Origin of the sequence: Bacillus sp. FSL R12-0074 (genome assembly GCF_038005725.1) — a bacterium.
Classification (GTDB): Bacteria; Bacillota; Bacilli; order Bacillales; family Bacillaceae_G; genus Bacillus_A; species Bacillus_A mycoides.
Genome location: NZ_JBBOTR010000001.1, coordinates 2253124 through 2279320 on the forward strand (window position 1 = coordinate 2253124; position 26197 = coordinate 2279320).

Genomic DNA, 26197 nt, shown 5'->3' on the forward strand with positions numbered 1-26197 from the left:
ATTTTGTTAAATATAAACTAAATATATTTTCGTGGAGAGTGAATTGAGGACATAATTTAAAGAATGGTACATATCATATTTATTGGATTATAAATTAACTTTATAGGAAGTGACATGTTGAACATTTAGTACAAAAGGATGTTCTTAGTGATGATAAGAATTATTTATCCCGCTATTTGTGGGAGTCTTACTGCTCGTAAAAGCCCGATTGGTGAAGGCTAATAATCAGTGGGTGATGGACAAAACCCCCACTGATTATTAGCCTTCACTTTATTAAAATAGGATGAATATTTTTATATTTACTAGATTATTAAATTAATTTGGGGGAGAATATATGAAAGTTATTTTTAAGAGAGAAGGCGGAGGGAAAATTTTTGAATCATCTAATGAAAATATAAGCGTTCTATTAGCTGTATTAAAAGAAACAAAAGGGATAAAGATTGGGATGGTTGAGTATGAAGTATTAGAATATAAACTGGAATATTATCGGAATCCGAAAAAAACAGAAACAGAGAGAGAGTTACATATTATAATGCAACCCAAGCATATTCAATAAAGAAAGTGAAAAATTGATGAGTGTGAATCTTACTGCCTACAAATAGCAGGATAAATGGTAGTAATTGTCGATATGTATGAAACTTATGAGGAATGAATTGTTTTACATCATAAGTTTCTAAAGCTTTGTGAGTTCGTTCATAATAAAAGTGTATGCTTTTGTTGAAGGATGGTTAATGAGATATAGCTGAAATTTGTATTCCAGAAAGAACGTTAGTTAGGATAGAAAAGTAAAATTAGAAATATAATTAGTTCAATAAAAGCGACTTCACATTAGGTGGAGTCGCTTTTATTGTTGCTACACGTATTCTATGATGCGATAGGAAGTGCAAAGAAATTTGATTAATAAAAGGGAGTAATAAATGAGTATGAATAAACTTCATATATTAAAGTTGCATTTTGTTTGAAAAATTTACATGTTGCACTTCCGAAAGAACGTTCGTTCGTGTATAATTAGAACGAATGTTCTTTTGAAGTGGAGATTTCTACAAATTCATAAATAGTTTTGAATTGGAAAGCTACGCTACATATAAATAAGAGATGGATAAAGTGTATTTAGAAGTGAAATTAGTGAGGTATCATGGTCACAGTTTCGAACCATGTTGGAATATAAAGCAAAATGATACGGCAAACAAGTCATTGTCGTATCGAAAACATTTGCTTCAAGCCAATTATGTTCTTGTTGTAGATATCAAAACAAAGACGTTAAAAATCTAAACCTACGTAAATGGGACTGCCCTTCTTGTAGTACACATCATGATAGGGATATTAACGCAAGTATCAATCTAAAGAATGAAGCGATAAGGCTTCTAACCACAAGGACTGCGGAGATAGCCTAATAAATTAGAGTTCGATAGAACTCTTTACTTAGGAATCCCCCACTTCTAAACGAAGTGAAAGTGGGGTAGTTCAAGAATGGATAGATATAGAAAATTGAGGAGTAAAGAAAATGAATTATGTAAAGATACAGGAAAAAGGAAGAGAGTGGGTTCCGTTTACAGTAATGTCGGAACAATTATTAAGTATGAAAAAAATTATTGGAGAGAAATTAAAAGTCCAAAGACCGCTAATAACAAATGAAGCGAAAGACAGCATTTCAGACAAATTATTAACTTCATTATTGTCTGAAGAAGAGATGTTAGTGACATATTTTGAAGAAGGATACATACTTACGAGTTATATGACAGTGGTGCATATAAATCCAATTCAACAAATTGTAAAATGTACAGATGCATTTTATAAAACATATATATTTTCTGCAATGGACATAATTGATGTAACCTAAAAGAAGCTGAATTTTGAAGTTTAGCTTCTTTAATTTATCAAGCTATTTACGGACAGGCAGATTCACACCTCAAAATTCGGCTGTGAGTCAGGCTACCTGTTAAAACCAAATTTTTTGAAGAGGTGAAGAACTAAATGAAAAAGCAGCTAGCTGCAAGCTAGCTGCTTAGCCCCAGGGAAAGGGAGAAAAAGATTGGCACTCAAAAAATCAATGATAGCTGTGTATCAGCCTGAGTATAGTATAGACAAATTTTAAAATGTTATACAAAAATGATTACAGATCTGGTTAGGCCGTACCAACTTGGTTTTGATCTGCTAGATCAGAATCAAATGTATTAGTCGCGCTAACCCCACTAAAAGTGTTCACTACGAAACCAACGTTAGATGCGCCAGAGCCGTTATAAGCTTTCGTATTCTCTTTTGGAGAAACATTGTAGAAATCACCTAAGTTAAAAGATCCGTTACTATTTTGTACAACTAAATTCCCAACAACTGAGGGCATAATTTTCACCTGCTTTATAAGTAATTGTTTGCATTACTATATGAAGGTATAGTCTAATTGGTTCATTTGACAAATATTCCGGAATAGAAAAATGTTTGAAGCTTTGTTTAATCAATCGAGCAAAAAGTATGTTAAAATTAATGAAGAGCTGAATTTTAAAAAGAATAAATTTGAATAATTAATATATATGGAATTAAAGGAGGCAAAATGTAATGGATAATGTTATAAAAACAGTGGATTTAACAGATACAGAATCAAGTAAACTTGTTGCTTATATTTATAGTAATGATGTCACATTGATCGAAAAAGCATTTTGTCCTAATGAAATAAAATTAAAGTTTAATGAAATAGCAATTTTATCGGCAATTAAAACCGCATATATTACGAAAGTATCTATAAGGAAAGAACTTGAAGCAATTTTTCACGATACAGGCGTTTTATTAGTAAAGCAAAATGTTGGAAGGAATAGTATTCAATCTATAACAATGCATTTTGAGCAATTTAAAAAGTTGCAAAATGAGATTGAGAATTTAAATAAAAGTATGTTATAAGACTAGGTGGAAATTTATTGATAGAGGTGGGCTCTGTTAAGTTGAAAAAGTGGATTGAAAAGTATTTGGATAAATCGAACCGTAAACATAAATATACTTTCATTAAGGTGTAACCTATATTTATCGATGTGAGAAATGTAGGGAATAGAAGATACAATTTAAAAATAATAACGATACAAACAAAAAGAGTAACTATGATGGTTACTCTTTTTGTTTGTAATATGTAATATCAAAAATACTTCTAAAGTATGAAATGAATTGATACTTAAGTGAGAAGTTGAATAAGAATAAAAAGAGTAATATTAATGGAAAGGAGGAGATGAAATTGGAGCGAAACGACATTGGGAAACTTGTAATTATTACTGGAGTAACGCAAGGGTTAGGACGTGCAATGGTTGATAGGTTTCATGAATTGGGGTGGAACATAGCAGGTTGTGGACGCTCAAAAAATAAAATTGAAGAGCTTAATAAATATTACGGTGCTTCACATGATTTTCAAATAATTGATGTTTCAAATCATCACCAAGTTAGTAAATGGGCAAGTCGTATTCTTAATAAGTATAGGGCTCCCGATATGTTAATAAATAATGCATCGATTGTTAATCAAAATGCACCTCTATGGAAAGTTACCGCACAAGAATTTGAAAGTGTAATGAGTGTAAATGTGAACGGGGTAGTAAATGTCATTAGGGCGTTCGTCCCGGCGATGATAGCTAGGAAAGAAGGAATTATTATTAACATGAGCTCTAGTTGGGGAAGAGAAGGCGAGGCTGAACTTGCGCCATATTGTGCCTCGAAGTTTGCTGTTGAAGGTATCACACAGTCAATGGCAATGGAACTGCCAAATGGTATGGCAGTAGTTGCTTTAGATCCAGGTGGCAGTATTAGCACTCCAATGCTTCACTTATGTGCACCTCAATATGTAAAAGAATCTCCTACACCTGAAATGTGGTCACATAAAGCAATTCATTATATATTAAATATATCAATAGATAAAAACGGTGAGTCATTGACATGTCCGGCATACATTCATTGAGAAACTCCTTGTCAAAAAGAGCGCCTGAAAGGTGCTCTTTTGTATTATTAGTACATTAGGTGATGCACAAAATTACATATGAAAAATAGAATAATGAATTAAAGGTGATATTTGTTTGTTTTGAATGTACTAGAAAATTTAAATATAGGTGATGGGAAATGAACCTACGCGATTTAGAATTGACAGGTGCCTGGTTTCAAGTAGGAGGAAATCTTATAGCAGCAATTGGAACAACTAGAGGGTTTGCAGGGGAAGGAAAGATTGAGTCGGATCTCGTTATTGTAGGGAGTTCATTACAAGCTCTCGGATATATATTACAAATTATAGCAACTAATGATGTGAAAGATGAAGATAAATGTGAGAAGCAAGAGGTAACTATAGATAATAAAAATAAAGCGCTAGCGAAAACGGGGATTGAGTTATTAGCTTTAGGTAATATTTCAAATGTAATAGGAACGTATTTTAATCTTAATGAACAAATGAAAGAAAATGATTTCCTTATAATTACTGGAAATAGTTTGCAATCAATTGGCGCTTTTTTAGGAGTAGAAGTAGCATTGAATGAGATAAATGGAATACAGTGGATTATCGTATTAGGGAATTCAATGCAAAGTTTAGGTGCGGGATTACAAGCATATGAAGGTATTAAAAATATACCAAAAGAAGAAAAGGGAAAAGAAGACAGTAATATAGATAAAGAAGATCAACGTATACTAGGGCTAATAGGTATTTGGATACAGGCAATAGGTACTGTAATTTCAGCAATTGGATTAACCGAAATAGTAGAGGAACAACGATTGGAATCTAAGAAAAGGTGATGAAATACTCATTTCAATGAAGTTTGGAGTATTTCAATTTTAGAAGTAGGACAAGATGGATGTGTTAATTGTTTTTGTAGGCTTTTTCATATAGGCGTAGAATATACATATAAACGAACAGGTGAAAATAGCTTGTTAACGTTAGTGAGAGGTTCCTCATTTAGTTATACTATTATATGTGATTTTTGTAATGATGAGTTCTTATATACGCTTTTAGAAATAACATGATTTCATAGGTTTGGTAGTATAGGAGATGGATGGGGAAGAATCGAAAAATAAACATTAAGGAGTTTTTCAGACATGATGTACTTATTAGCAATTCTACTTCCGCCGGTAGCTGTTTTATTTTGCGGAAAGCCGTTTCAAGCGATTATTAATTTCATTTTAACCTTAATTTTTTGGGTTCCAGGAGCGATACACGCAGTTCTTGTCGTACATGATAAAAAAGCCGACAGGCGACTTAAAAAACAAGTTCAAGCGTACGATGAAATTAATAAAAGAAATAGAAGGTAAATTGCGATTGACATACAAAAAAGAAAGGGGATTTGATTCGCCTTTCTTTTTTGTATGTCAATCAAGTTTAAATTTTAGTATAGCGGTAAGAATTTTTAATATAAGTATTATGATAATAACTTTTAGAGTGTGCGTTTAATAAACCGGTGTAAATGCTTTCTGGAACATTAAAGAAATCATACATACCATTCTTTAGTTGAATACGTAAAATCATAGAAAAAGGATTATAGCCAACAGCAACTAATTTTTTTGAAATAACGGGAGATAGCTTCATCATTACGCAACTCCTTATTTTTCATTTTAGATGGTTTCTTGTAGAGAAGGGGATTGTCGTGTTGAAATCCTAATAATTAAAGGAGTATTATACTTATATGCAATATATTAAATGTTTGTTATACGTAATTATAAGGAAGTTCACACGAAGTACATATCGTTGTGCTATTTTTATTTCACCTTTGATTTATAAATAAGAAAATATTGACCATTTGAAAAAAAGGTATATTATTTATACGAGGTATTAAAAATTCACTTCTTACATTCTATGCTTTAAGGGGCAGTATTATTAGAAAGAATAGAAGTGAAAATAGTTTGTATAAGAAGTATTCTAAAATGTATAATCTGTGAATTGGGAAAATATTGAATGCTCCAGGTCAATATACTTTCTTGATTAAATGTATTTGGGAAAGTGACCTCAATATTTTCAAGTAAATCAACGGGAGAATTGAAAGGCAGGAGAAAGTAACATGTCAGAAAATTATCGTTCTCGAGAGGAGCGACGACAAGTTCAAAAGAAAAAACAGCCAGCTTCTAAAAAAACAAAACCAAAAGGTAAAACATCGTTTTTTCGTAAATTTTTAATCAGTTGTTTACTACTTGGTATTGTAGGTTTAGTGGCAGGGGTTGCTACCTTTTTCGTAATGATTAAGGATGCACCAAAACTTGAGAAAGCAAAACTTGTTAATCCGTTATCCTCAAAAATTTATGATAAAGACGGGAATTTGGTATATGAATATGGGAAAGAAAAGCGGACGAATGTTACGTATGATCAAATCCCTAAATTGGTAGAAAATGCATTTTTAGCAACAGAAGATTCGCGTTTTTATGAGCATAGCGGAGTAGATTTTAAAGGTACTGCTCGTGCAGTTTTAGTTAGTCTTAAGGGAGATTATGGCTCTCAAGGTGGTAGTACGATAACGCAGCAAGTTATTAAAAACTACTTCTTATCGATGGAAAAAACATCAAAACGTAAAGTTCAGGAAATATATTTAGCGTATAAGTTAGAACAACAGTATTCAAAACATGAAATTTTAGAGATGTATTTAAATAAAATTAATTTAGGTAATCGTTCATATGGAATCGCAACAGCAGCACAAAACTACTACGGTAAAGAATTGAAAGATTTAACATTACCAGAAGTTGCGATGCTTGCCGGTTTACCAAAAGCACCGAATAACTATGACCCAACGAAAAAAGAAAATGTTCAAAGGGCAACAGAAAGAAGAAATACTGTACTAGGGTTAATGAATCGACATGGTTATATTACAAAGGCAGAAATGGAAGAAGCATCGAAAGTACCAGTGGATAAAAATATTAAGAGTGCAGCTGAACTACAAGCGATGCCACATACTGCATTTATGGATGCAGTTGTGAAAGAAGTAGAAAAAGAAATACCAGATGTTAATATTGGATCTGACGGTTTAGAAATTTATACAACTTTGGATCCAAAAGCGCAAGATTTTGCTGATCAGCTTTTAAATGCAAATATTATTAATTATCCAAACGATAAGTTCCAAGGTGCTTTCACATTTATGGATACGAAAACTGGAGAAGTTCGCGCTATAGGTAGTGGGCGCGGTGAAAATAAAGCAGTATTTAAAGGACATAATATGGCGATTGAATTAGATCGTGCAGCTGGTTCAACGATGAAGCCAATCTTTGATTATGCACCGGCTATTGAATATTTAAAATGGGCTACGTATCATCAAATCGATGACTCTCCATTTAAGTATTCAACTGGCCAAGAAGTGAGAAATGCAGATAGAAGTCATTTAGGGCCAATCTCAATGCGTGAAGCACTAACAAAGTCACGTAATATCCCAGCTATTAAAACAGCTAAAGAGGTAGGTATTAGTAAATCGAAAGAGTTCTCTGAGAAATTAGGTATTACATTTAATGTAGCACCGACAGAATCAACAGCGATCGGTACAAATGAAGCGTCACCAACTGAAATTGCAGGTGCTTATGCGGCATTTGGGAATGACGGTAAGTATACGAAGCCGCATTTTGTTAAGAAAGTAGTTTATCCAGACGGCAAGTCACAAAGTTTTGGACAAAAACCAAAACCAGTTATGGCGGATTCTACAGCATATATGATTACTGATATGCTTCGTTCTGTAGTTACATCAGGTACTGGTACATCGGCAAATGTGGCCTCTTTAGATGTAGCTGGTAAAACAGGTACAACTAACTATTCTTCAAAACAACTAGCACAATATGGAATTCCAGAAAGTGCAACTCGTGATAGTTGGTTTGCAGGATATACACCGCAATATACGATGGCAGTATGGACTGGATATACGAAAGATGGTAAAGACGAGTATATTAGTAGTAAAAATACGAAAATTGCACAGTTGATCTTTAAAGAAATGATGATCAAGATGGCTACAGATAAATCACGCTTTAAAATGCCAAGTAGTGTTATTCAAGAAGGTAGTGAATTGCGTATAAAAGGTGAAAAACGTGATTCATCTCCAAATACTAGCGTACCGGATACAACGGAACAACCAAAACAAGATCAACAGCAAAAAACTGAAGAAGAGAAAAATCAAGAGGAATTAAAGAAACAGGAAGAACTTAAGAAACAAGAAGAGCAAAAGAAACAAGATGAACTTAAGAAGCAAGAAGAGCTTAAGAAGCAAGAAGAGCAAAAGAAACAAGATGAACAGAATAAGCAAAATGAACAAAACAATGGAAATGGTCAAGGAACTCCAAATCCACCAACTAATGGAGGCGGCCAAGGAACTCCAAATCCACCAACCACTGGAGGTGGCCAAGGAACTCCAAATCCACCAACCACTGGAGGTGGTCAAGGAACTCCAAATCCGCCAACCACTGGAGGTGGCCAAGGAACTCCAAATCCACCAACCACTGGAGGTGGCCAAGGAACTCCAAATCCACCAACCACTGGAGGTGGCCAAGAAACTCCAACCCCACCAACTACTGGCGGGAACACAGGAGAGGCTCCTTCCGATAATGGACAATAAATAATGCATTTAAAAAGCACCAAAGGTACCGATAAAACGGTTTCTTTGGTGCTTTTTATATTATAAAAATTAATATTATTTTTAAATGTTAAAAGTACCATAGAAATTTTGAAAGTAAATTGATGGGAAATGATAAAAAATTTGAGTCGGAGGTATTGGATAACTAGGGCTATAAAAAGTAGTACTACTAGGGTGTGTACCATGATGCCAAAATGAAGGGGTGACTTGGTCAGTCGATTGATATTGTTGCCAAACGGCAGGAAGTTCGATACCAACATCAGAACTAGCTGTATGAACGGCAGGAACATGTATTGAGGGAGCTGATGGGACAACGGCGGTTATTCTTGGTGATACCCACATGAAAACGATCACTCCTAAGTTTAATAATAAAATAGTATATTCTTCTAGAACATATAAAGGTACATATATAGGTTTTTTGCTTAAAACATAGGCATAAAGTCGTAAGACCAACTTAAATTGATGGTAGACCATTTATTATGAAAAGATACGTCTATTAGCGGAGGGCAAGGGAACATGAAAAATATACAATTGATGTGTTGATTGTAATATTTTACGTGTTTATGGAGGGATTTTAATGGAACGATTATGGACGAAATCATTTATACAAATGACTATCGCGATGTTATTTTTATTTACGGGGTTTTATTTACTTGTTCCAACGCTCCCGCTCTTTATTAAAGAGATTGGTGGAAATGAATCGCAAGTTGGACTGATGATGGGAATGTTTACAATAGCGGCAGTTGTAATACGACCGATTATTGGAGGTATGTTAGATCAATATGGTAGAAGATCTTTTATTATTTTCGGACTCATATTTTTTGGGATAACGATGTATTCGTATAATTTAGCATCGACTATTGTCCTTTTAGCTGTTTTACGCGTTATTCACGGAGTGACGTGGGCTGTTTCTACAACAGCAGTTGGAACAGCGATAACTGATATTATTCCAGATTCACGTCGTGGTGAAGGGATGGGCTGGTATGGCATGGCGATGACAATCGCGATGGCAATTGGCCCGATGATTGGATTATGGGTTGTACAAAATTATTCATTTCATGGTCTATTCTTGTTAGCAACTCTTTTATCCTTTATGGCAGTCGTATTATCGTTAATAACGAAAATGCCATTCACGCCACAAAAAGAAAAAGGGAAAATTCAGCTGTTTGAAAAATCCGTTTTATCAATAACGGTTGTTGTTTTCTTTTTATCATTTGCATATGGAGGAATAACAACATTTTTACCGTTATTCGCGTCATCAATTGATGTGAATCCTGGGACATTCTTTCTTGTATATGCAATTGCTTTAACAATTGTACGACCTATTTCAGGAAAACTATTAGATAAGTATGGAGAAGTTTTTATCATACTTCCGGCACTATGTATTACTATTTTAGCGATAGTTGTACTAACGATTTCAAATGGTTTGATAGGTGTAATGATTGCAGCGGCATTATATGGTGTTGGATTCGGTTCAGCACAGCCCGCTTTACAAGCAGCGATGCTGACAATTGTTGATCCTAGTAAAAGAGGAGTTGCTAACGCTTCATTCTTTACCGCTTTTGATTTAGGGATTGGATTAGGTGCGATTTTACTTGGAGTTGTTTCACAAATGTTTGGTTACCGTATTTTATTCGCAGGTAGTGCAATTTCAGGATTAATAGCTTTAATTATATTTGTCATTTTTGTAAAACAACGATTAGGCAAAAAAGATTTTGCGTAAACAGGAAGAGCGAAGATGAAAATTTCAATTGAACATGATGCTCGACGATGCTTTAAGGAAGAATTACGTATAAAGCATGATGAATCTATTTGATGTATTGTAAGGTACGGAGGAAATAGCTCAATTCAGCCCGGATATTCTTTAGGGATTGTTTCTGAGAAATCAGTTCGGGAAATAGTGTCAGTTGAGAAAGACGGTAGTTCATTTTTATAGATTTTGATAATCTTTCGTACTTTCAAAACTATGAATTAGTTGTAAGCTATCGTAAAGAAACGGAAGAAATTTAATTTAATTATGTAAAATAATAATTTTATTAAAAATAAATAAATTTTATATAAGAATTATATTTATGAGAATATGAAATAAATATTATAAAAAACCGAGCTGTGCATGAGTGCAGCTCGGTTTTTTATGTTTGCTGAAGAAAAAGGGATTAAAGGTATATTTAGTGGGATTATATGGATAATTGTTATATTTCGTTTTAAAACATTGTAAAAGGATGTCTGTCCTTTCTTTATAAAAGATGAAAGTTATTTTTGAAAAATTGTATTATTACATCGGTAAAAGTATAGGAAACTTATCATTATAAAATAAATTGAAATCTTCTAAAAACTCTGATACATTGAAATAGAAATGTAGTTTCATATTATTGTAAAGGCTTACAGTTATGTGCACGAAGATCTATTAGGATTGGAGGAAATAATGATGAAAGCTGAAGAAAAATTTTCCCCGGGATTAGATGGTGTAGTAGCAGCGGAAACGAAAATTTCGTTTCTTGACACAGTAAAAGGTGAAATTGTAATTCAAGGGTATGATTTAATCGAACTCTCAAAAACAAAAGAGTATTTAGACATTGTGCACCTTTTATTAGAAGAACGTTTACCGAATGAGGATGAGAAAGCAACAATTGAAAAGAAATTAAAAGAAGAATATGCAGTGCCAGAAGGTGTATTCAATGTTCTAAAGGCATTGCCTAAGGAAACGCATCCTATGGATGGGCTACGTACAGGTGTGTCTGCATTAGCTGGTTACGATAGTGATATCGAAAACCGCTCGTTAGAAGTGAATAAAAGTCGAGGATACAAGCTTTTAAGTAAAGTGCCAAATATTGTAGCGAATAGCTACCATATTTTAAATAATGAGGAACCAATTGAGCCTCTTCAAGAATTGTCATATAGTGCGAATTTCTTCTATATGTTAACTGGAAAGAAACCAAGTGAACTTGAAGAGAAAATCTTTGATCGTTCCCTTGTTTTATATAGTGAACATGAAATGCCAAACTCTACATTTACAGCACGCGTTATTGCATCAACGCAATCCGACTTATACGGCGCTTTAACAGGAGCAGTTGCATCCTTAAAAGGAAGTCTTCATGGCGGTGCGAATGAAGCGGTTATGTACATGCTTTTAGAAGCTGGTAATGTTGAGAAATTTGAAGAGTTATTACAGAAGAAACTATATAACAAAGAAAAAATTATGGGCTTTGGACACCGTGTTTATATGAAAAAGATGGATCCAAGAGCACTTATGATGAAGGAAGCATTAAAGCAGTTATGTGATGTGAAAGGCGATTATACACTATATGAAATGTGTGAAGCTGGAGAAAAAATTATGGAGAAGGAAAAAGGAATTTATCCGAATCTTGATTATTATGCTGCTCCAGTATATTGGATGCTTGGTATTCCAATTCAACTTTACACACCAATCTTCTTTAGTTCTAGAACAGTAGGGCTATGTGCACACGTAATTGAGCAACATGCGAACAATCGTTTGTTCCGTCCACGTGTAAATTATATTGGCGAGCGACATGCATTTAGTAAATAAAAACAACTGGGGAGTTGTTAGCGCCGCCCGCCAGATGGGTGTTTGACCGACACCCATCATTAATAATAACGAATTTTCGACAGAAAGGGAAGAATAGCATGATTAAAACAAATGAAATTAAACAAAAAGATGCATTATTAGAAGAAATTACGGACTATGTATTAAATAAAGAGGTTACAAGTGCAGAGGCATTTAGTACGGCTCGCTACGTATTACTTGATACACTTGGATGTGGAATTTTAGCACTACAATACCCAGAGTGTACGAAATTATTAGGACCAGTTGTACCAGGAACAATCGTGCCAAATGGTACACGTGTACCAGGAACATCTTATGTGCTAGATCCAGTAAAAGGCGCATTTAATATCGGATGTATGATCCGTTGGTTAGACTATAACGATACTTGGCTTGCAGCAGAGTGGGGACATCCATCTGATAACTTAGGCGGAATTTTAGCAGTTGCAGATTATATTAGCCGCGTTCGTATTTCAGAAGGAAAAGAACCATTAAAAGTACGTGAAGTACTAGAAATGATGATTAAAGCACATGAAATTCAAGGTGTACTTGCTTTAGAAAACAGCTTAAACCGTGTTGGTCTTGATCACGTATTATACGTAAAAGTAGCAACAACTGCAGTAGTTGCAAAAATGCTTGGCGGAACGCGTGAGGAAATCTTTAATGCATTATCACATGCGTGGATTGATAATTCTAGTCTTCGTACATATCGTCATGCTCCAAATACAGGTTCACGTAAATCATGGGCAGCAGGTGATGCGACGAGCCGCGGTGTTCATCTCGCAATGACTGCATTAAAAGGTGAAATGGGTTACCCAACGGCATTATCTGCACCAGGATGGGGATTCCAAGATGTGTTATTTAACAAGCAAGAATTAAAATTAGCAAGACCGCTAGAATCTTATGTAATGGAAAATGTATTATTCAAAGTGTCATTCCCAGCAGAATTCCATGCACAAACAGCTGCAGAATGTGCAGTGAAATTACATCCGGAACTTAAAGAAAGATTAGATGAAATTGATCGTATTACAATTACAACTCATGAGTCAGCAATTCGTATTATCGATAAAGAAGGTCCATTAAATAACCCAGCTGATCGCGATCACTGCCTACAATACATTACGGCAATAGGTTTATTAAAAGGAGATATCGTTGCGGATGATTATGAGGATGTAGTAGCGAATGATCCACGTGTAGATGAATTACGTAATAAGATGGTTGTTGTTGAAAATAAACAGTACAGTTTAGATTACCTTGACCCGAACAAGCGCTCAATCGCCAATGCTGTTCAAGTTCATTTTAAAGATGGTACTGTAACAGAAAATGTGGAATGTGAATACCCACTTGGCCACCGTTTCCGTAGAGACGAAGCAATTCCAAAAGTTGTTCGAAAATTCACTGCAAATATGGCAGGTCATTATTCTAGTAAGCAACAAGAAAAAATCCATGAAGCTTGTCTAAATGAAGAAAAACTAGAAAATATGAATGTAAACGAATTTGTAGATCTATTCTTAATTTAATAATAGGGGGAATTTAGAATGGCTTGGGTTGTGAATAAACAGTCGACACAAGAGGAGCTTACGAATCGCTTCCGAGCTTTAGTAGAAGCAAATGAAATTTTGCAAATTCCGGGTGCTCATGATGCAATGGCGGCTCTTGTTGCGAAAAATACAGGTTTTTCAGCTCTATATTTATCGGGAGCTGCTTACACTGCAAGTAAAGGACTACCAGATTTAGGAATCGTGACGTCTACTGAAGTAGCAGAGAGAGCAAGGGATCTAGTTAGAGCTACAGATTTACCAGTTCTTGTTGATATTGATACAGGATTTGGTGGAGTACTAAACGTAGCGAGAACAGCTGTAGAAATGGTGGAAGCGAAAGTTGCGGCTGTTCAGATTGAAGATCAACAATTACCAAAGAAATGTGGACATTTAAATGGTAAGAAACTTGTTACTACAGAAGAATTAGTTCAAAAAATTAAAGCGATTAAAGAAGTTGCGCCAAGTTTATATATTGTAGCACGCACAGATGCTCGCGGCGTGGAAGGATTAGATGCAGCGATTGAAAGAGCGAATGCATATGTAAAAGCAGGGGCAGATGCAATATTCCCAGAAGCGCTTCAATCGGAAGAAGAATTTCGTTTATTTACTAGCAAAGTGAATGCACCTTTACTAGCAAATATGACTGAGTTCGGAAAAACACCATATTATAGTGCAGAGGAATTTGCGAATATGGGCTTCCAAATGGTAATTTATCCTGTAACTTCACTTCGTGTTGCTGCAAAAGCATATGAGAATGTGTTTACGCTAATTAAGGAAACAGGTTCTCAAAAAGATGCACTTTCTAATATGCAAACGAGAAGTGAATTATATGAAACAATTTCATATCATGACTTTGAAGAGTTAGATACTGGAATTGCAAAAACAGTATTATCTGAAGATCAATAGGTAGAAGTATTTAGGCGATGAAAATACATCTTTGGCAAAACGAACTGCTTGATGTGAAAAATCATCGCCTTCTGTTTTCCATAATAAGATATTCCACTCATCGTAGACGAGCATATGCAAAGATCAACGAAGGCCGAAATGATAGGGGGATTCAGATGGAGAAAACGAAGTTACCATGGGATGAATTTTTTTCACTCAATAAAGATGTGAATAATACTTTCTTTACACCAGAAGATTTTTCAGGGGATGAAGATTTAATTGCAAAAACGACAGAACAATTCGTTAAACAAGAAATTGTCCCGCAAATTGAGAATATTGAACAACATAACTATAAAGTTTCTCGCCAATTATTTGAGAAAGCTGGTGAACTTGGATTATTAGGCATTGAGGTACCAGAAGATTATGGCGGATTCGAGTTAGGAAAGGCTGTCTCAGGTCTTGTAGCAGAGAAAATGGGTTACGCTGGTGCATTTAGCGTTTCTTTTAATATACACGCCGGTGTAGGTACATTGCCTTACATATATTATGGAACGAAAGAACAGAAAGAAAAATATTTACCGAAAATCGCATCGGGAGAATGGATTGGGGCTTATGCTTTAACTGAGCCAAATGCTGGTTCTGATGCATTAAGTGCAAAAACGAGTGCAGTATTGAATGAAGATGGTACTGCTTGGAAGTTGAATGGTGAGAAGCAGTGGATTACAAATGCTCATATGGCAGATGTATACGTTGTTTTTGCGAAGACAAATAAAGGAATGACAGCGTTTATTGTCGAAAGAACATGTGAAGGTGTATCAATAGGATTAGAAGAAAAGAAGATGGGGATTAAAGGATCTTCAACAGCGACGCTTATTTTAGAAGATGTTGTCATCCCTGCTGAAAATATTTTAGGGGAAGTTGGGAAAGGGCATCACGTAGCTCTTAATATTCTTAACTTCGCTAGACTAAAACTTGCTTTTGGAAATATTGGAACAGCCAAACAAGCAATCGGTTTATCAGTTCAATATGGAAAAGAGCGAAAACAGTTCCAAACGGAATTAGTAGATTTTACGATGATTCAAGAGAAAATTGCCAATATGATTATTTCTACATATGGAGCAGAAAGTGCAGCTTACCGTACAGCGGGTGTAATTGATGAAGCAATTCATGAGAGTGATGAAGATCTTATGAAAAAAATGTCCCAATTTGCAATTGAATGTGCACTGAATAAAGTAAACGCTTCTGAAACACTTGCTTATATCGTAGATGAAGCTGTACAAATTCATGGTGGTTACGGTTATATGCAAGAATACGAAGTAGAACGATTATATCGTGATGCTAGAATTAGTCGTATTTTTGAAGGAACGAATGAAATTAATAGATTAACAGTTGCAAAAATGTTAATGAAGCAAATCGAGCAAATAGAAGATGCTGAAGTAGAAATTGATGTGGCAAATGTAGAAAGAAACCATCGTTACATTTTATTAGCGAAAAAATTGTTGAAACAATCTTTGAAAACGCTCTCTAAAACTCCAGGTTTAAAAATTGAGCAAGAGCAAGAATATTCACGCGTATTATCAAATATGTTGACGGACGTGTACGTCATGGAATCAGCATTTTTACGTACGAGGAAAGCAGTTAGTAAAAATGGTGAGGAAAAAGAGCGTACGAAGCAAATGATAACAGGTGTTATTTGTGAAGAAGGATATCGTAAAGTAGAAGAAGCTGCGATTTCCATTCTTTCAGCAGCTGTCACAGAAGAACAAAATAGACAAGAAATATTAGCTGAAATCCGTCAATTATTAGTGCCATTATACTCAAACTTATTTACGAAAAAGAGAGATATTGCGAAAGTTATTATAAATCGCGGGAAATATATTGTGTAAATAGGAGGAAAGTGATATGAAAAAGATTGGTTTTATCGGTTTAGGTAACATGGGTCTTCCAATGTCTAAAAATTTAGTTAAATCTAGCTACACAGTATATGGAGTGGACTTGAATAAAGAGGCGGAAGCTTCCTTTGAAAAAGAAGGAGGAATTATCGGCCTATCAATCTCAAAACTAGCAGAGACATGCGATGTGATTTTTACAAGTTTGCCTTCACCTCGTGCTGTGGAAGCGGTATATTTTGGGGAAGAAGGATTATTTGAAAATAGTCACTCGAATGTAGCTTTAATTGATACAAGTACAGTATCTCCACAATTAAACAAACAATTAGAGGAATCGGCGAAGGAAAAGAAAGTAGACTTTTTAGCAGCACCTGTTAGCGGTGGGGTAATTGGTGCAGAAAACCGTACATTAACGTTTATGGTTGGTGGATCGAAAGAAGTATATGAGAAAACTGAATCTGTCATGGAAGTACTTGGAGCGAATGTTTTCCATGTTAGTGAGCAGATTGATAGTGGTACAACTGTTAAATTAATTAATAATCTATTAATTGGTTTTTATACAGCTGGTGTGAGTGAAGCTTTAACATTAGCGAAAAAGAACAATATGGATTTAGATAAAATGTTTGATATTTTAAATGTAAGTTACGGTCAAAGTAGAATTTATGAGCGTAATTATAAAAGTTTCATTGCATCAGAAAATTATGAGCCAGGCTTTACTGTAAATTTATTAAAGAAAGATTTAGGATTTGCGATAGAGTTAGCTAAAGAAAGTGAACTTCACTTACCGGTAAGTGAGATGCTATTAAACGTATATGAAGAAGCGAGTGAGGCAGGATATGGTGAAAACGATATGGCTGCTTTATATAAGAAAGTTAGCGAACAATTAATTTCTAATCAAAAATAGTGCACTTATAAAAACCATGATAAAAAAGGAGAGAATATAATGATTACAACTGAAATTAAACGAGTGAAAAATCATATTAATGGCGAATGGGTAGAATCTACTGGTACGGAAGTAGAAGCGGTTCCGAATCCGGCAACTGGAAAAATCATCGCTTACGTTCCACTTTCTCCAAAAGAAGATGTTGAAAAAGCTGTTGAAGCGGCAAAAGCGGCATACAAAACATGGTCTAAAGTGCCAGTTCCAAATCGTTCAAGACAACTATACAAATATCTACAACTGTTACAAGAAAATAAAGATGAGCTTGCAAAAATCATTACGCTAGAAAACGGTAAAACGCTAACGGATGCAACTGGTGAAGTACAGCGTGGTATTGAAGCGGTAGAACTTGCAACATCAGCACCAAATTTAATGATGGGACAAGCTCTTCCGAATATTGCTAGTGGAATTGATGGATCGATTTGGCGCTACCCAATCGGAGTTGTTGCTGGTATTACACCGTTTAACTTCCCGATGATGATTCCATTATGGATGTTCCCACTTGCAATTGCTTGCGGTAATACATTCGTATTAAAAACATCTGAAAGAACGCCACTTTTAGCTGAGCGACTTGTAGAGTTATTCTATGAAGCTGGTTTTCCAAAAGGGGTATTAAATTTAGTACAAGGCGGAAAAGATGTTGTAAATAGTATTTTAGAAAATAAAGATATTCAAGCAGTTTCGTTTGTTGGCTCTGAGCCAGTGGCACGCTACGTATATGAAACTGGTACAAAAAATGGTAAACGTGTACAAGCGTTAGCAGGTGCGAAAAACCATGCAGTTGTTATGCCAGATTGCAACCTTGAGAAAACAGTACAAGGTGTAATTGGTTCTGCGTTTGCAAGTAGTGGAGAGCGCTGCATGGCATGTTCAGTAGTAGCAGTAGTTGATGAAATTGCTGATGAATTCATTGATGTATTAGTAGCGGAAACGAAGAAGTTAAAAGTAGGTGACGGTTTCAACGAAGATAATTATGTTGGACCATTAATCCGTGAATCTCATAAAGAACGTGTTTTAGGCTATATTAATAGTGGTGTAGCAGATGGAGCAACTTTACTAGTAGATGGCCGTAAAATCAATGAAGAAGTTGGAGAAGGTTACTTTGTTGGTGCAACAATCTTTGATGGTGTAAATCAAGAAATGAAAATTTGGCAAGATGAAATTTTCGCTCCGGTATTAAGTATTGTAAGAGTAAAAGATTTAGAAGAAGGTATTAAGCTGACAAATCAATCGAAATTTGCGAATGGTGCTGTTATTTATACATCAAATGGAAAACATGCACAAACATTCCGAGACAATATTGATGCTGGTATGATTGGTGTAAACGTTAATGTTCCAGCACCAATGGCATTCTTCGCATTTGCAGGAAACAAAGCTTCATTCTTTGGAGATCTTGGTACAAATGGTACGGATGGCGTCCAATTTTATACACGTAAAAAAGTTGTAACTGAGCGCTGGTTTTAATAAAGTGAAATGGTAATGAGTGGGGGGCATTCCCACTCATTATAAAAATAATACAAACGAAAATACACTACTCATAATGGAGTAGTGTATTTTCGTTTGTATTGTGTTAACTATTTCTTTCAAAGGCTAATTTAATACCAAACCCAATTAAGACGATTCCTGTAATCCCTTGAATATAACGTTGTGTCTTCGGTTTTTTCATAAAAGCACTAATTTTATCAATTAAAAATATATAAAAAGCAAACCAAATGACTGTTAAAATGAGATAAGTAAGTCCCATAACGAGAAGTTGTATAAATGTATTATGATTTGGATTTAAAAACTGTGGTAAAAAAGTTAAAAAGAAGACTGCAACCTTAGGGTTTAGTAAATTTGTAAGAAACCCTTGGCGAAAGCAAGAAGTATGTTTATCGTCATTATTTATTGGAACGTCATTTGTATTTAAGTCTTCTGTATTTCTTACTGCTAAAAGGGCTTTAATACCAATATAGACTAAATATACAGCACCAACATATTTAAAAATAGAAAATAAAAGAGCAGACTTTACAATAAGTGCTGAAAGACCAATTACAGCAGCTAAAGTGTGAATTAAAAGCGCAACACAAGTACCAAAAACAGTTTTTACGCCGCCGATTTTGCCGGCAATCAATGTGTTTTTCGTAGCCATTGCTGTATCAGGACCGGGTAGAATAATAAGACATATAGACATAATAATAAACAGAAAAAAATTTTCCATAATGTTATCCGCCTTCCTTTGTTGTTTTTAGAAAATTCGATTAACGTTAGTTTAACATACATTTTAGTTAAATAAAATTAAATTATATTTAAAATTATTTAACTAAAAAGAAGAGGCCATATAGAGTAGCTGAGAGTGTGCTACAATATATGGCCTCTTTGTTTAAGCGTTAAGTAAGTTAAAGAATCGATTTACATCTTCTTCTGAAACATCACTTAATTGTTTATATTTATAATTTGGATTTTGGTCTTTATCAACTACAACGGACCGTACTCCTTCAAAAAAATCTTCATGTCGCATGAAGTTTTTAGCGAGTATAAGATCTGTCGCGAAACATTCTTCAACTGACTTTTCTTGGCCATCAATAAACTGTTTTAATGTTACCTTTAATGAAACAGGGGATTTGGATAATAGCTTTTCTTTCGTTGTTTGGGCAAATGGACTTTGATCTTTCTCTAACGATTGAATGATTCCCTCAATTGTATCGAATGCAAAATGCGAATTAATTTCTTCTACTGAAGAAGAAAGATTGCCATCTAAGTTTGGAGCAGTTGCAAATGTACGAATAACTTCTTTTAAATGAGTATGTACATCTTCTTTTTTCCAATTTACATTTTCAAGTGCGGTAAGGAAATTTGGTAATGAATCTGATGTCATAAAGTAATCAGCAGCGTTAATATATAATACATCAGGAGCTTTTAAAATAGATGCCGTTAAAGCAACATATCGACCAGTATATCCAGGCGCTTTATTTAAGAAATAAGCAGCACCGACATCAGGGAAGAAACCGATGTTCATTTCAGGCATTGCCCACTTCGTACGCTCTGTTACAATTCGATACGTCGCTCCATTTGTCAGACCGACACCACCGCCCATTACAATTCCATCTAAACAAGCGATAATTGGTTTTTTGTATTGATAAATAAATGTATCAATTTCATATTCTTCTTCAAAAAACTGCTCTGCATGTTGTAATGCAACTTCGTTAGAACGTGCTTCGTATAGCGTTTTAATATCACCACCTGCACAAAAACCTTTCGTCCCAGCTCCTTTTAAAACGATGAGTTCAATACGCTCATCTTGCTCCCATTCTTTAAGTTTTTGCCCAATTGGTTGTAACATGTCATAGGATAAAGAATTAAGTGCTTTTGGACGGTTTAAAGTAATAGATGCAACGCCGTTTTCGCTAACAGAAAATAAAACGTGTTCAGTCATTATAAATCCTCCCTTACTTATCTTTCTATTCTTATTTCTTGATACATGCTGAAATGTCCTCTATAATTTTTGTCTAAATTAGGTGCTTAGTGTTAGTATTTATCGCATATTTTGACGAGTTATATTTGCAGGATTTCAGAGAATGACGAGGAATATTACAACATTACTGTAAGTGCTATTATTTGAAAATGTCGTGTTGAAGGCGCTATTATATGTATAACTTATATTGAGTTAGTATACGTGGCGTAAATTAAAGAGTTGATGTAGAAAAAGTTAAAAGGCTGAATTATCTAACTTTTAAAGAGCGCGGGGTTTGTATATAATTAGAAATAGAGAAAGGAGAGATCGGAATGCCAGGACCTTTACTATTGTCGGTTATTATTTTGTCATCTCTTATGGTAGGAATTACACAGTATTTTCATCATACAGATACGACAGAAGAAGTGAAGGCTAAGGTACGTCTCGTGTTTCCGATTTTTATAATATCTATTTCCATATGCTTTTTATTAAATAAAGATGGGTATGTTGTGGCCGTATTTGCGTTTTTTGTAGCGATTGTCTTAATAACTGTATTGTACTACGTTATGAAAGAGTACTTACAAAAATAAGGATGCCTGAAAGGGCATTTTTATTTTTGTAGATTAATAATTTCACATACCGTATTTCATATAAAAAAACATAAAATATTTATAATTAAAAAAGTATGTACATCGCGGTGTATTTACTTGTCAATCTTGCATGACCACTATACTATTAAAATGTAGAGATTAGAAAAAAGGGGTTGTATCTAGCATGAAATTTGAGATGCATACAAAAATTATTTCAAATGAAAAAGAAGTAAGATTACATATAGAAGATAATTTATTTCAATTAATTTTAGATGGTTATCATCTATTTACTATTCAAGAAATATTGCCTTTATATAAATCAAACGAAGAAAGAATCGGTAGTGCAATTGTCCAAAAGTTAGAATGGGAGAATGGAAAAACTACACTAAACTATCAGCTTGTTTCACTACAATCAGTAAACTAAAAGGAGAAGGGTAATATGAAGTTTTTTCATACAGCGGATTGGCATTTAGGTAAGCTTGTTCATGGTGTATATATGACTGAAGATCAAAAAATTGTGTTAGATCAGTTTGTACAAGCTGTTGAAGAGGAAAAACCGGATGCTGTAATTATTGCAGGAGATTTATATGACCGAGCAATTCCACCTACAGAAGCAGTAGACTTATTAAATGATGTATTACAAAAGATAGTTATTGATTTACAAACACCAATAATCGCAGTTGCAGGAAACCACGATAGTCCGGACCGCATACATTTTGGTAGTAATTTAATGAAAAAACAAGGATTACATATTGTTGGACAATTCCAGTTTCCATACAATCCTGTTGTTTTAAATGATGAATACGGAGAGGTTCATTTCCATCTCGTTCCGTATGCAGATCCAAGTATTGTTAGACACATATTGAAAAATGAAGATGTTCGTTCTCATGATGATGCGATGCGTATTTTTATGAACGAACTCTCTGAAACGATGGATAAAGAAGCGAGACACATATTTGTAGGACATGCATTTGTAACTTCTTCAGGAGAGGCAGAGGAAAATACGAGTGATGCGGAACGACCACTTTCAATTGGTGGTGCTGAATATGTAAATAGCCATTATTTTGATAAGTTTCATTACACGGCGCTTGGCCATTTACATCAAGCGCATTTTGTACGTAATGAGACAATTCGTTATTCAGGTTCACCACTTGCATATTCTATTTCTGAAGAAAAGCATAAAAAAGGATATTATATTGTGGAACTGGATGAAAAAGGTGAAACAACAATTGAAAAACGTTTACTTACACCACGTCGTAAAATGCGTACAGTAGAAGCGAAAATAGACGATTTATTGCTTCATCCAGTGAGTGAAGATTATGTATTTGTGAAATTATTAGATGAAAATCCTGTCTTGCAGCCAATGGAAAAAATACGTTCTGTATACCCAAATGCAATGCATGTTGAAAGATCTATTCAAAGACGAGAGTTCACAGATGAAAATGAAGTAACTGTTTCAAGACATAAAACGGATGATTTATCTCTTTTAAAAGCATTTTATAAAGAAATGAAAGGGCTAGATTTATCAGAAGAGAAAGAACGTCTATTTTTAGATGTTTTGCAAACAGTGCAAGAACGGGAAGGTGAGCGAGGATGAGACCGATTCAGCTTATAATGACCGCGTTTGGTCCATATAAACAGAAAGAAGTAATCGATTTTAAAGATCTTGGTGAGCATCGTATTTTCGCTATTTCTGGAAATACAGGAGCTGGAAAGACAACGATTTTTGATGCGATTTGTTATGTATTATATGGAGAGGCTAGTGGAGAAGAGCGCAGTGATACAAACATGCTTCGTAGCCAATTTGCTGATGATGATGTTTATACAAGTGTGGAATTAACTTTTCAATTAAAAGGAAAAAGTTATGAAATTAAACGACAACTGGGCCATAAAAAACAAGGAAATAAAACAATTACAGGACATGCAGTCGAATTATATGAAGTAATTGATGAGGAAAAAGTTCCATGTGTCGATCGTTTTCATGTAACGGATGTAAATAAAAAAGTTGAAGATTTAATTGGATTAAGTAAACATCAATTTAGCCAAATTGTCATGTTACCGCAAGGAGAGTTCCGAAAATTATTAACATCTGAAACGGAAAATAAAGAAGAAATACTACGCCGCATTTTTAAAACAGATCGTTATAAATTAATGCGTGAGATATTAGATCAAAAGCGTAAACAATGGAAAGACGTCTTACAAGAAAAACAAAAAGAACGTGAGCTATATTTCCGTAATGTATTTAAATTACCAATACGTGATGGAGCATTATTAGAGACATTAGTGGAGCAAGAGCATGTAAATACACATCAAGTAGTAGAGGCATTAGAACAAGAAACAATTTGGTACAATGCAGAGGTTGAGCAATTACACTTAGAACAAAATGACAAAACGAAACAATTAAAAGAAGCAGAGGCACGTTTTCATGCAGCAAAAGCTGTAAATGAGAAATTCAAAGATTTAGAACAAAAGAATGAGAAGTACAGTATTTTACAAGAAAACCGTGCCGTAATCGAAATGAAAGAAAAATCTTTTAAACATGCGGAACAGGCGAAGCGATTATTACCATTTGAGCAATGGTATGAGGAAGCGATGCAATATGAACAGCAGTCTGAAAGTTTGTTAAAACAGATAATCGCAAAAAAAGAGCATATAATGAACAGTTTTGCACTTGCTCAGGAGAAATATGAAGCATTAAAGAATAAGGCATCCGAGCGAGAAAATGCTAAAAAACAAGTTCAAAGACTAGAAGAGTTACAGCCAATTATTGCATCATTAGCTGAGAAAAAGTTAAATTTGCAAAATGCTGAAATTCAAATAGGAAAATTAAAAGAAGGTATGCAAAAGTTAGATGAACAACTAGAAGCGCATAAAAATGAAAAACAAAGAATGTCTGGCGAATTACAGCAATTAGAAGCAGCGCTTGAACAATATGTAGCTAAAGTAGAAGAACTAACGAATATGCGAGAAGATGCAAAAGTATTAAAGCAGGCATATGATGTATGGCAAGAAAAACAAAAATACGAGCTAGAAAAAGAAAGTGCGTTTCATAAGATGCAACAGGCAGTTAGTACATATGAAAATATTGAACGCCGCTGGTTAAGTGAACAAGCTGGTATATTAGCTCTTCATTTACATGATGGTGAATCTTGTCCAGTATGTGGTAGTATGGACCACCCGAAAAAAGCTACAGAGCAAAGTAATGCAATTGATGAAAAAGAGTTAAATGAGCTAAGAGAAAAGAAAAATATTGCGGAAAAATTACATGTTCAATTAGAAGAAAAGTGGAATTTCTATCGAGTTCAATATGAACAAGTGATAGAAGAAGTGCTAAAGCGAGGCTATCGCTCAGAAGAATTAGTAGAAACATATAGTGCGCTTGTTCAAAAAGGGAAGCAATTAGCAGCAGAAGTTAATGCGTTAAAAGCAAGTGAAGAAACGCGTAAGCAAATTGCTGTGAATATAAAAAGCGTAGAAGAAAAAGTAGAAGAACTCCAGAAACAAAAGCGTGAAGTAGAAACTGTGCAGCACCGTACTGAAATGGAGTGTATGCAGCTTCGTACGTCATATGAACATGATAAGCAAAATATTCCGGAAAGCTTGCAAACGGTACAAGCTTGGAAAGTACAGTTTGACCAAGCTCTGCAAGAACTTAGGTTAATGGAAGATGAATGGGAGAAAGTACAAGAGGCGTATCAACATTGGCAAAATGAAAATATACGTATTCAAGTAGAACATGATAATGCTTCTAATCAATTTAATAGTGCAAAAGATAAGAAAGAAGAGACTTTCACACGCTTTATGAAAGAGCTAGAACAAAGTGGATTTACAGATCAATTAACATATAAAGAATCCAAATTAAATGATGCTGAGATGGATAAGTTACAACAAGAAATCCAAAGTTATTACTCATCTCTAGAAGTACTTACAAAACAAATTGACGAATTAAAAGCAGACTTAAAAGATAAAGAGTATATGGACATTTCTTCATTAGATGAGCAAGTGAGAGAATTGGAAATTAGCCTTGATATTATTAAAGAAAAACGACAACGTGCTCAAAACGCCGTATCATATATTACGGATTTACATGAAAATATTAAACGAATTGATGAACAAATTCATGAGGAAGAAAAAGCATTCCAAGAACTTGTTGATTTATATGAAGTAATGAAAGGGGATAACGATAGTCGTATATCCTTTGAACGTTACATCTTAATTGAGTATTTAGAACAAATTGTTCAAATTGCGAACGAACGACTACGTAAATTATCAAATGGACAATTTTATTTAAAACGAAGCGAACGAGTTGAAAAGAGGAATCGACAAAGTGGATTAGGATTAGATGTATATGATGCATATACAGGTCAAACCCGAGATGTAAAAACATTATCTGGCGGTGAGAAATTTAACGCATCACTTTGCTTAGCACTTGGAATGGCAGATGTAATTCAAGCGTATGAGGGTGGTATTTCCATCGAAACGATGTTTATCGATGAAGGATTCGGCTCATTAGATGAAGAGTCATTAACGAAAGCAGTTGACGCCCTAATCGACTTGCAAAAATCAGGTCGCTTTATCGGTGTAATTTCACACGTTCAAGAACTGAAAAACGCAATGCCAGCCGTATTAGAGGTAACGAAGCAGAAGGATGGGTGTAGTCAGACGAGGTTTGTGGTGAAATAAGCTTGTCAAATTGAAAGTATCTATCCTTACTTTGAACATTGTACCAAATTGTTATAACGTTTTTTCAATTAAGTTCAAATGAATTTAATAATGTTTTTATATAAAGCCGTCTCTATAGTAGAGGCGGCATCTTT

General features: G+C 34.6%; 23 protein-coding genes and 2 pseudogenes. 20 read left to right on the top strand and 5 right to left on the bottom strand.

The genetic code is table 11. The annotated features are described in order from the left end of the window. Positions 1–334: 334 nt before the first annotated feature. From NSS97_RS11835 to NSS97_RS11845, 3 genes and pseudogenes are all read left to right on the top strand, one after another. Positions 335–556 carry a hypothetical protein gene (locus NSS97_RS11835; protein WP_002012623.1) on the top strand — a complete coding sequence of 74 codons (222 nt, stop codon included), beginning with the start codon at positions 335–337 and terminating at the stop codon, positions 554–556. 565 nt (positions 557–1121) lie between these two features. Continuing rightward, positions 1122–1394 (top strand): annotated as a pseudogene (locus NSS97_RS11840) (zinc ribbon domain-containing protein); the annotation flags it as partial. Between the two features lie 110 nt (positions 1395–1504). Then, positions 1505–1840, top strand: a complete 336-nt coding sequence (locus NSS97_RS11845) for a YolD-like family protein (RefSeq protein ID WP_002085766.1) — start codon at positions 1505–1507, stop codon at positions 1838–1840. A 285-nt stretch (positions 1841–2125) separates the two neighbouring features. Here NSS97_RS11845 and gerPF read toward each other — a convergent pair whose 3' ends face one another. Continuing rightward, entirely contained in the window at positions 2126–2341 is a 216-nt protein-coding gene (gerPF, locus tag NSS97_RS11850) for a spore germination protein GerPF (protein ID WP_001141569.1), read from the bottom strand. Positions 2342–2553: 212 nt separating this feature from the next. Here gerPF and NSS97_RS11855 point away from each other — a divergent pair, with 212 nt between their 5' ends. The 4 genes from NSS97_RS11855 (at position 2554) to NSS97_RS11870 (ending at position 5259) form a co-directional block, all read left to right on the top strand. After that, on the top strand, positions 2554–2892 hold the full coding sequence (locus NSS97_RS11855) for a hypothetical protein (protein ID WP_341112616.1): 339 nt from the start codon (positions 2554–2556) through the stop codon (positions 2890–2892). Between the two features lie 325 nt (positions 2893–3217). Then, on the top strand, positions 3218–3928 hold the full coding sequence (locus NSS97_RS11860) for an SDR family oxidoreductase (protein WP_002085764.1): 711 nt from the start codon (positions 3218–3220) through the stop codon (positions 3926–3928). A gap of 158 nt (positions 3929–4086) precedes the next feature. Beyond that, entirely contained in the window at positions 4087–4746 is a 660-nt protein-coding gene (locus tag NSS97_RS11865) for a DUF6944 family repetitive protein (RefSeq protein ID WP_044441165.1), read from the top strand. A 300-nt stretch (positions 4747–5046) separates the two neighbouring features. Continuing rightward, positions 5047–5259, top strand: coding sequence for a YqaE/Pmp3 family membrane protein (locus NSS97_RS11870; RefSeq protein ID WP_002085763.1), 213 nt, complete (start codon positions 5047–5049; stop codon positions 5257–5259). 67 nt (positions 5260–5326) lie between these two features. On the opposite strand, the gene NSS97_RS11875 is transcribed toward NSS97_RS11870, so the two are convergent. Then, positions 5327–5536, bottom strand: a complete 210-nt coding sequence (locus tag NSS97_RS11875; protein ID WP_002085762.1) for a KTSC domain-containing protein — start codon at positions 5534–5536, stop codon at positions 5327–5329. Positions 5537–6002: 466 nt separating this feature from the next. On the opposite strand from NSS97_RS11875, the gene NSS97_RS11880 reads away from it, so the two are divergent. Next, on the top strand, positions 6003–8522 hold the full coding sequence (locus NSS97_RS11880) for a PBP1A family penicillin-binding protein (RefSeq protein ID WP_044439793.1): 2520 nt from the start codon (positions 6003–6005) through the stop codon (positions 8520–8522). An 81-nt stretch (positions 8523–8603) separates the two neighbouring features. Here NSS97_RS11880 and NSS97_RS11885 read toward each other — a convergent pair whose 3' ends face one another. Then, complete coding sequence (locus tag NSS97_RS11885; protein ID WP_107887481.1) at positions 8604–8882, bottom strand: hypothetical protein; 279 nt, start codon at positions 8880–8882, stop codon at positions 8604–8606. 235 nt (positions 8883–9117) lie between these two features. Here NSS97_RS11885 and NSS97_RS11890 point away from each other — a divergent pair, with 235 nt between their 5' ends. From NSS97_RS11890 to NSS97_RS11925, 8 genes and pseudogenes are all read left to right on the top strand, one after another. Beyond that, positions 9118–10263 (top strand): MFS transporter, encoded by a 1146-nt coding sequence (locus tag NSS97_RS11890; RefSeq protein WP_016094095.1) that lies wholly within the window; start codon positions 9118–9120, stop codon positions 10261–10263. A gap of 15 nt (positions 10264–10278) precedes the next feature. Then, positions 10279–10550: pseudogene (locus NSS97_RS11895) on the top strand (HesB/YadR/YfhF family protein). 415 nt (positions 10551–10965) lie between these two features. Continuing rightward, a complete protein-coding gene (gene mmgD, locus NSS97_RS11900) occupies positions 10966–12087 on the top strand; it encodes a citrate synthase (RefSeq protein ID WP_341112620.1) in 1122 nt (373 codons plus the stop codon). 98 nt (positions 12088–12185) lie between these two features. Next, entirely contained in the window at positions 12186–13622 is a 1437-nt protein-coding gene (gene prpD / locus NSS97_RS11905; RefSeq protein WP_002085755.1) for a 2-methylcitrate dehydratase, read from the top strand. Between the two features lie 18 nt (positions 13623–13640). Continuing rightward, positions 13641–14549: a methylisocitrate lyase gene (gene prpB, locus NSS97_RS11910; RefSeq protein WP_002168448.1), complete on the top strand. Its 909-nt coding sequence runs from the start codon at positions 13641–13643 to the stop codon at positions 14547–14549. Between the two features lie 155 nt (positions 14550–14704). Then, complete coding sequence (locus NSS97_RS11915; RefSeq protein ID WP_044439787.1) at positions 14705–16414, top strand: acyl-CoA dehydrogenase family protein; 1710 nt, start codon at positions 14705–14707, stop codon at positions 16412–16414. Positions 16415–16430: 16 nt separating this feature from the next. Further along, on the top strand, positions 16431–17321 hold the full coding sequence (locus NSS97_RS11920) for an NAD(P)-dependent oxidoreductase (RefSeq protein ID WP_002012741.1): 891 nt from the start codon (positions 16431–16433) through the stop codon (positions 17319–17321). A 39-nt stretch (positions 17322–17360) separates the two neighbouring features. Then, the gene (locus tag NSS97_RS11925; RefSeq protein ID WP_002127280.1) at positions 17361–18821 is read left to right on the top strand and encodes a CoA-acylating methylmalonate-semialdehyde dehydrogenase; all 1461 of its coding nucleotides are present in this window, start codon (positions 17361–17363) and stop codon (positions 18819–18821) included. A gap of 106 nt (positions 18822–18927) precedes the next feature. Here the strand turns inward: NSS97_RS11925 and NSS97_RS11930 are convergent, their stop codons facing one another. Beyond that, entirely contained in the window at positions 18928–19560 is a 633-nt protein-coding gene (locus NSS97_RS11930) for a LysE family translocator (RefSeq protein ID WP_107887483.1), read from the bottom strand. Positions 19561–19719: 159 nt separating this feature from the next. Next, positions 19720–20772 (bottom strand): enoyl-CoA hydratase/isomerase family protein, encoded by a 1053-nt coding sequence (locus NSS97_RS11935; RefSeq protein WP_002065275.1) that lies wholly within the window; start codon positions 20770–20772, stop codon positions 19720–19722. Between the two features lie 350 nt (positions 20773–21122). On the opposite strand from NSS97_RS11935, the gene NSS97_RS11940 reads away from it, so the two are divergent. The 4 genes from NSS97_RS11940 (at position 21123) to NSS97_RS11955 (ending at position 26063) form a co-directional block, all read left to right on the top strand. After that, positions 21123–21380 (top strand): hypothetical protein, encoded by a 258-nt coding sequence (locus tag NSS97_RS11940; RefSeq protein ID WP_002012747.1) that lies wholly within the window; start codon positions 21123–21125, stop codon positions 21378–21380. Between the two features lie 184 nt (positions 21381–21564). Further along, on the top strand, positions 21565–21804 hold the full coding sequence (locus tag NSS97_RS11945; RefSeq protein ID WP_002085739.1) for a DUF2584 family protein: 240 nt from the start codon (positions 21565–21567) through the stop codon (positions 21802–21804). A 15-nt stretch (positions 21805–21819) separates the two neighbouring features. Beyond that, entirely contained in the window at positions 21820–22977 is a 1158-nt protein-coding gene (locus NSS97_RS11950; RefSeq protein ID WP_002012752.1) for an exonuclease SbcCD subunit D, read from the top strand. Beyond that, positions 22974–26063 carry an SMC family ATPase gene (locus NSS97_RS11955; RefSeq protein ID WP_341112622.1) on the top strand — a complete coding sequence of 1030 codons (3090 nt, stop codon included), beginning with the start codon at positions 22974–22976 and terminating at the stop codon, positions 26061–26063. Before NSS97_RS11950 ends, NSS97_RS11955 begins: the two co-directional genes overlap by 4 nt. The last annotated feature ends 134 nt before the right edge of the window (positions 26064–26197 follow it).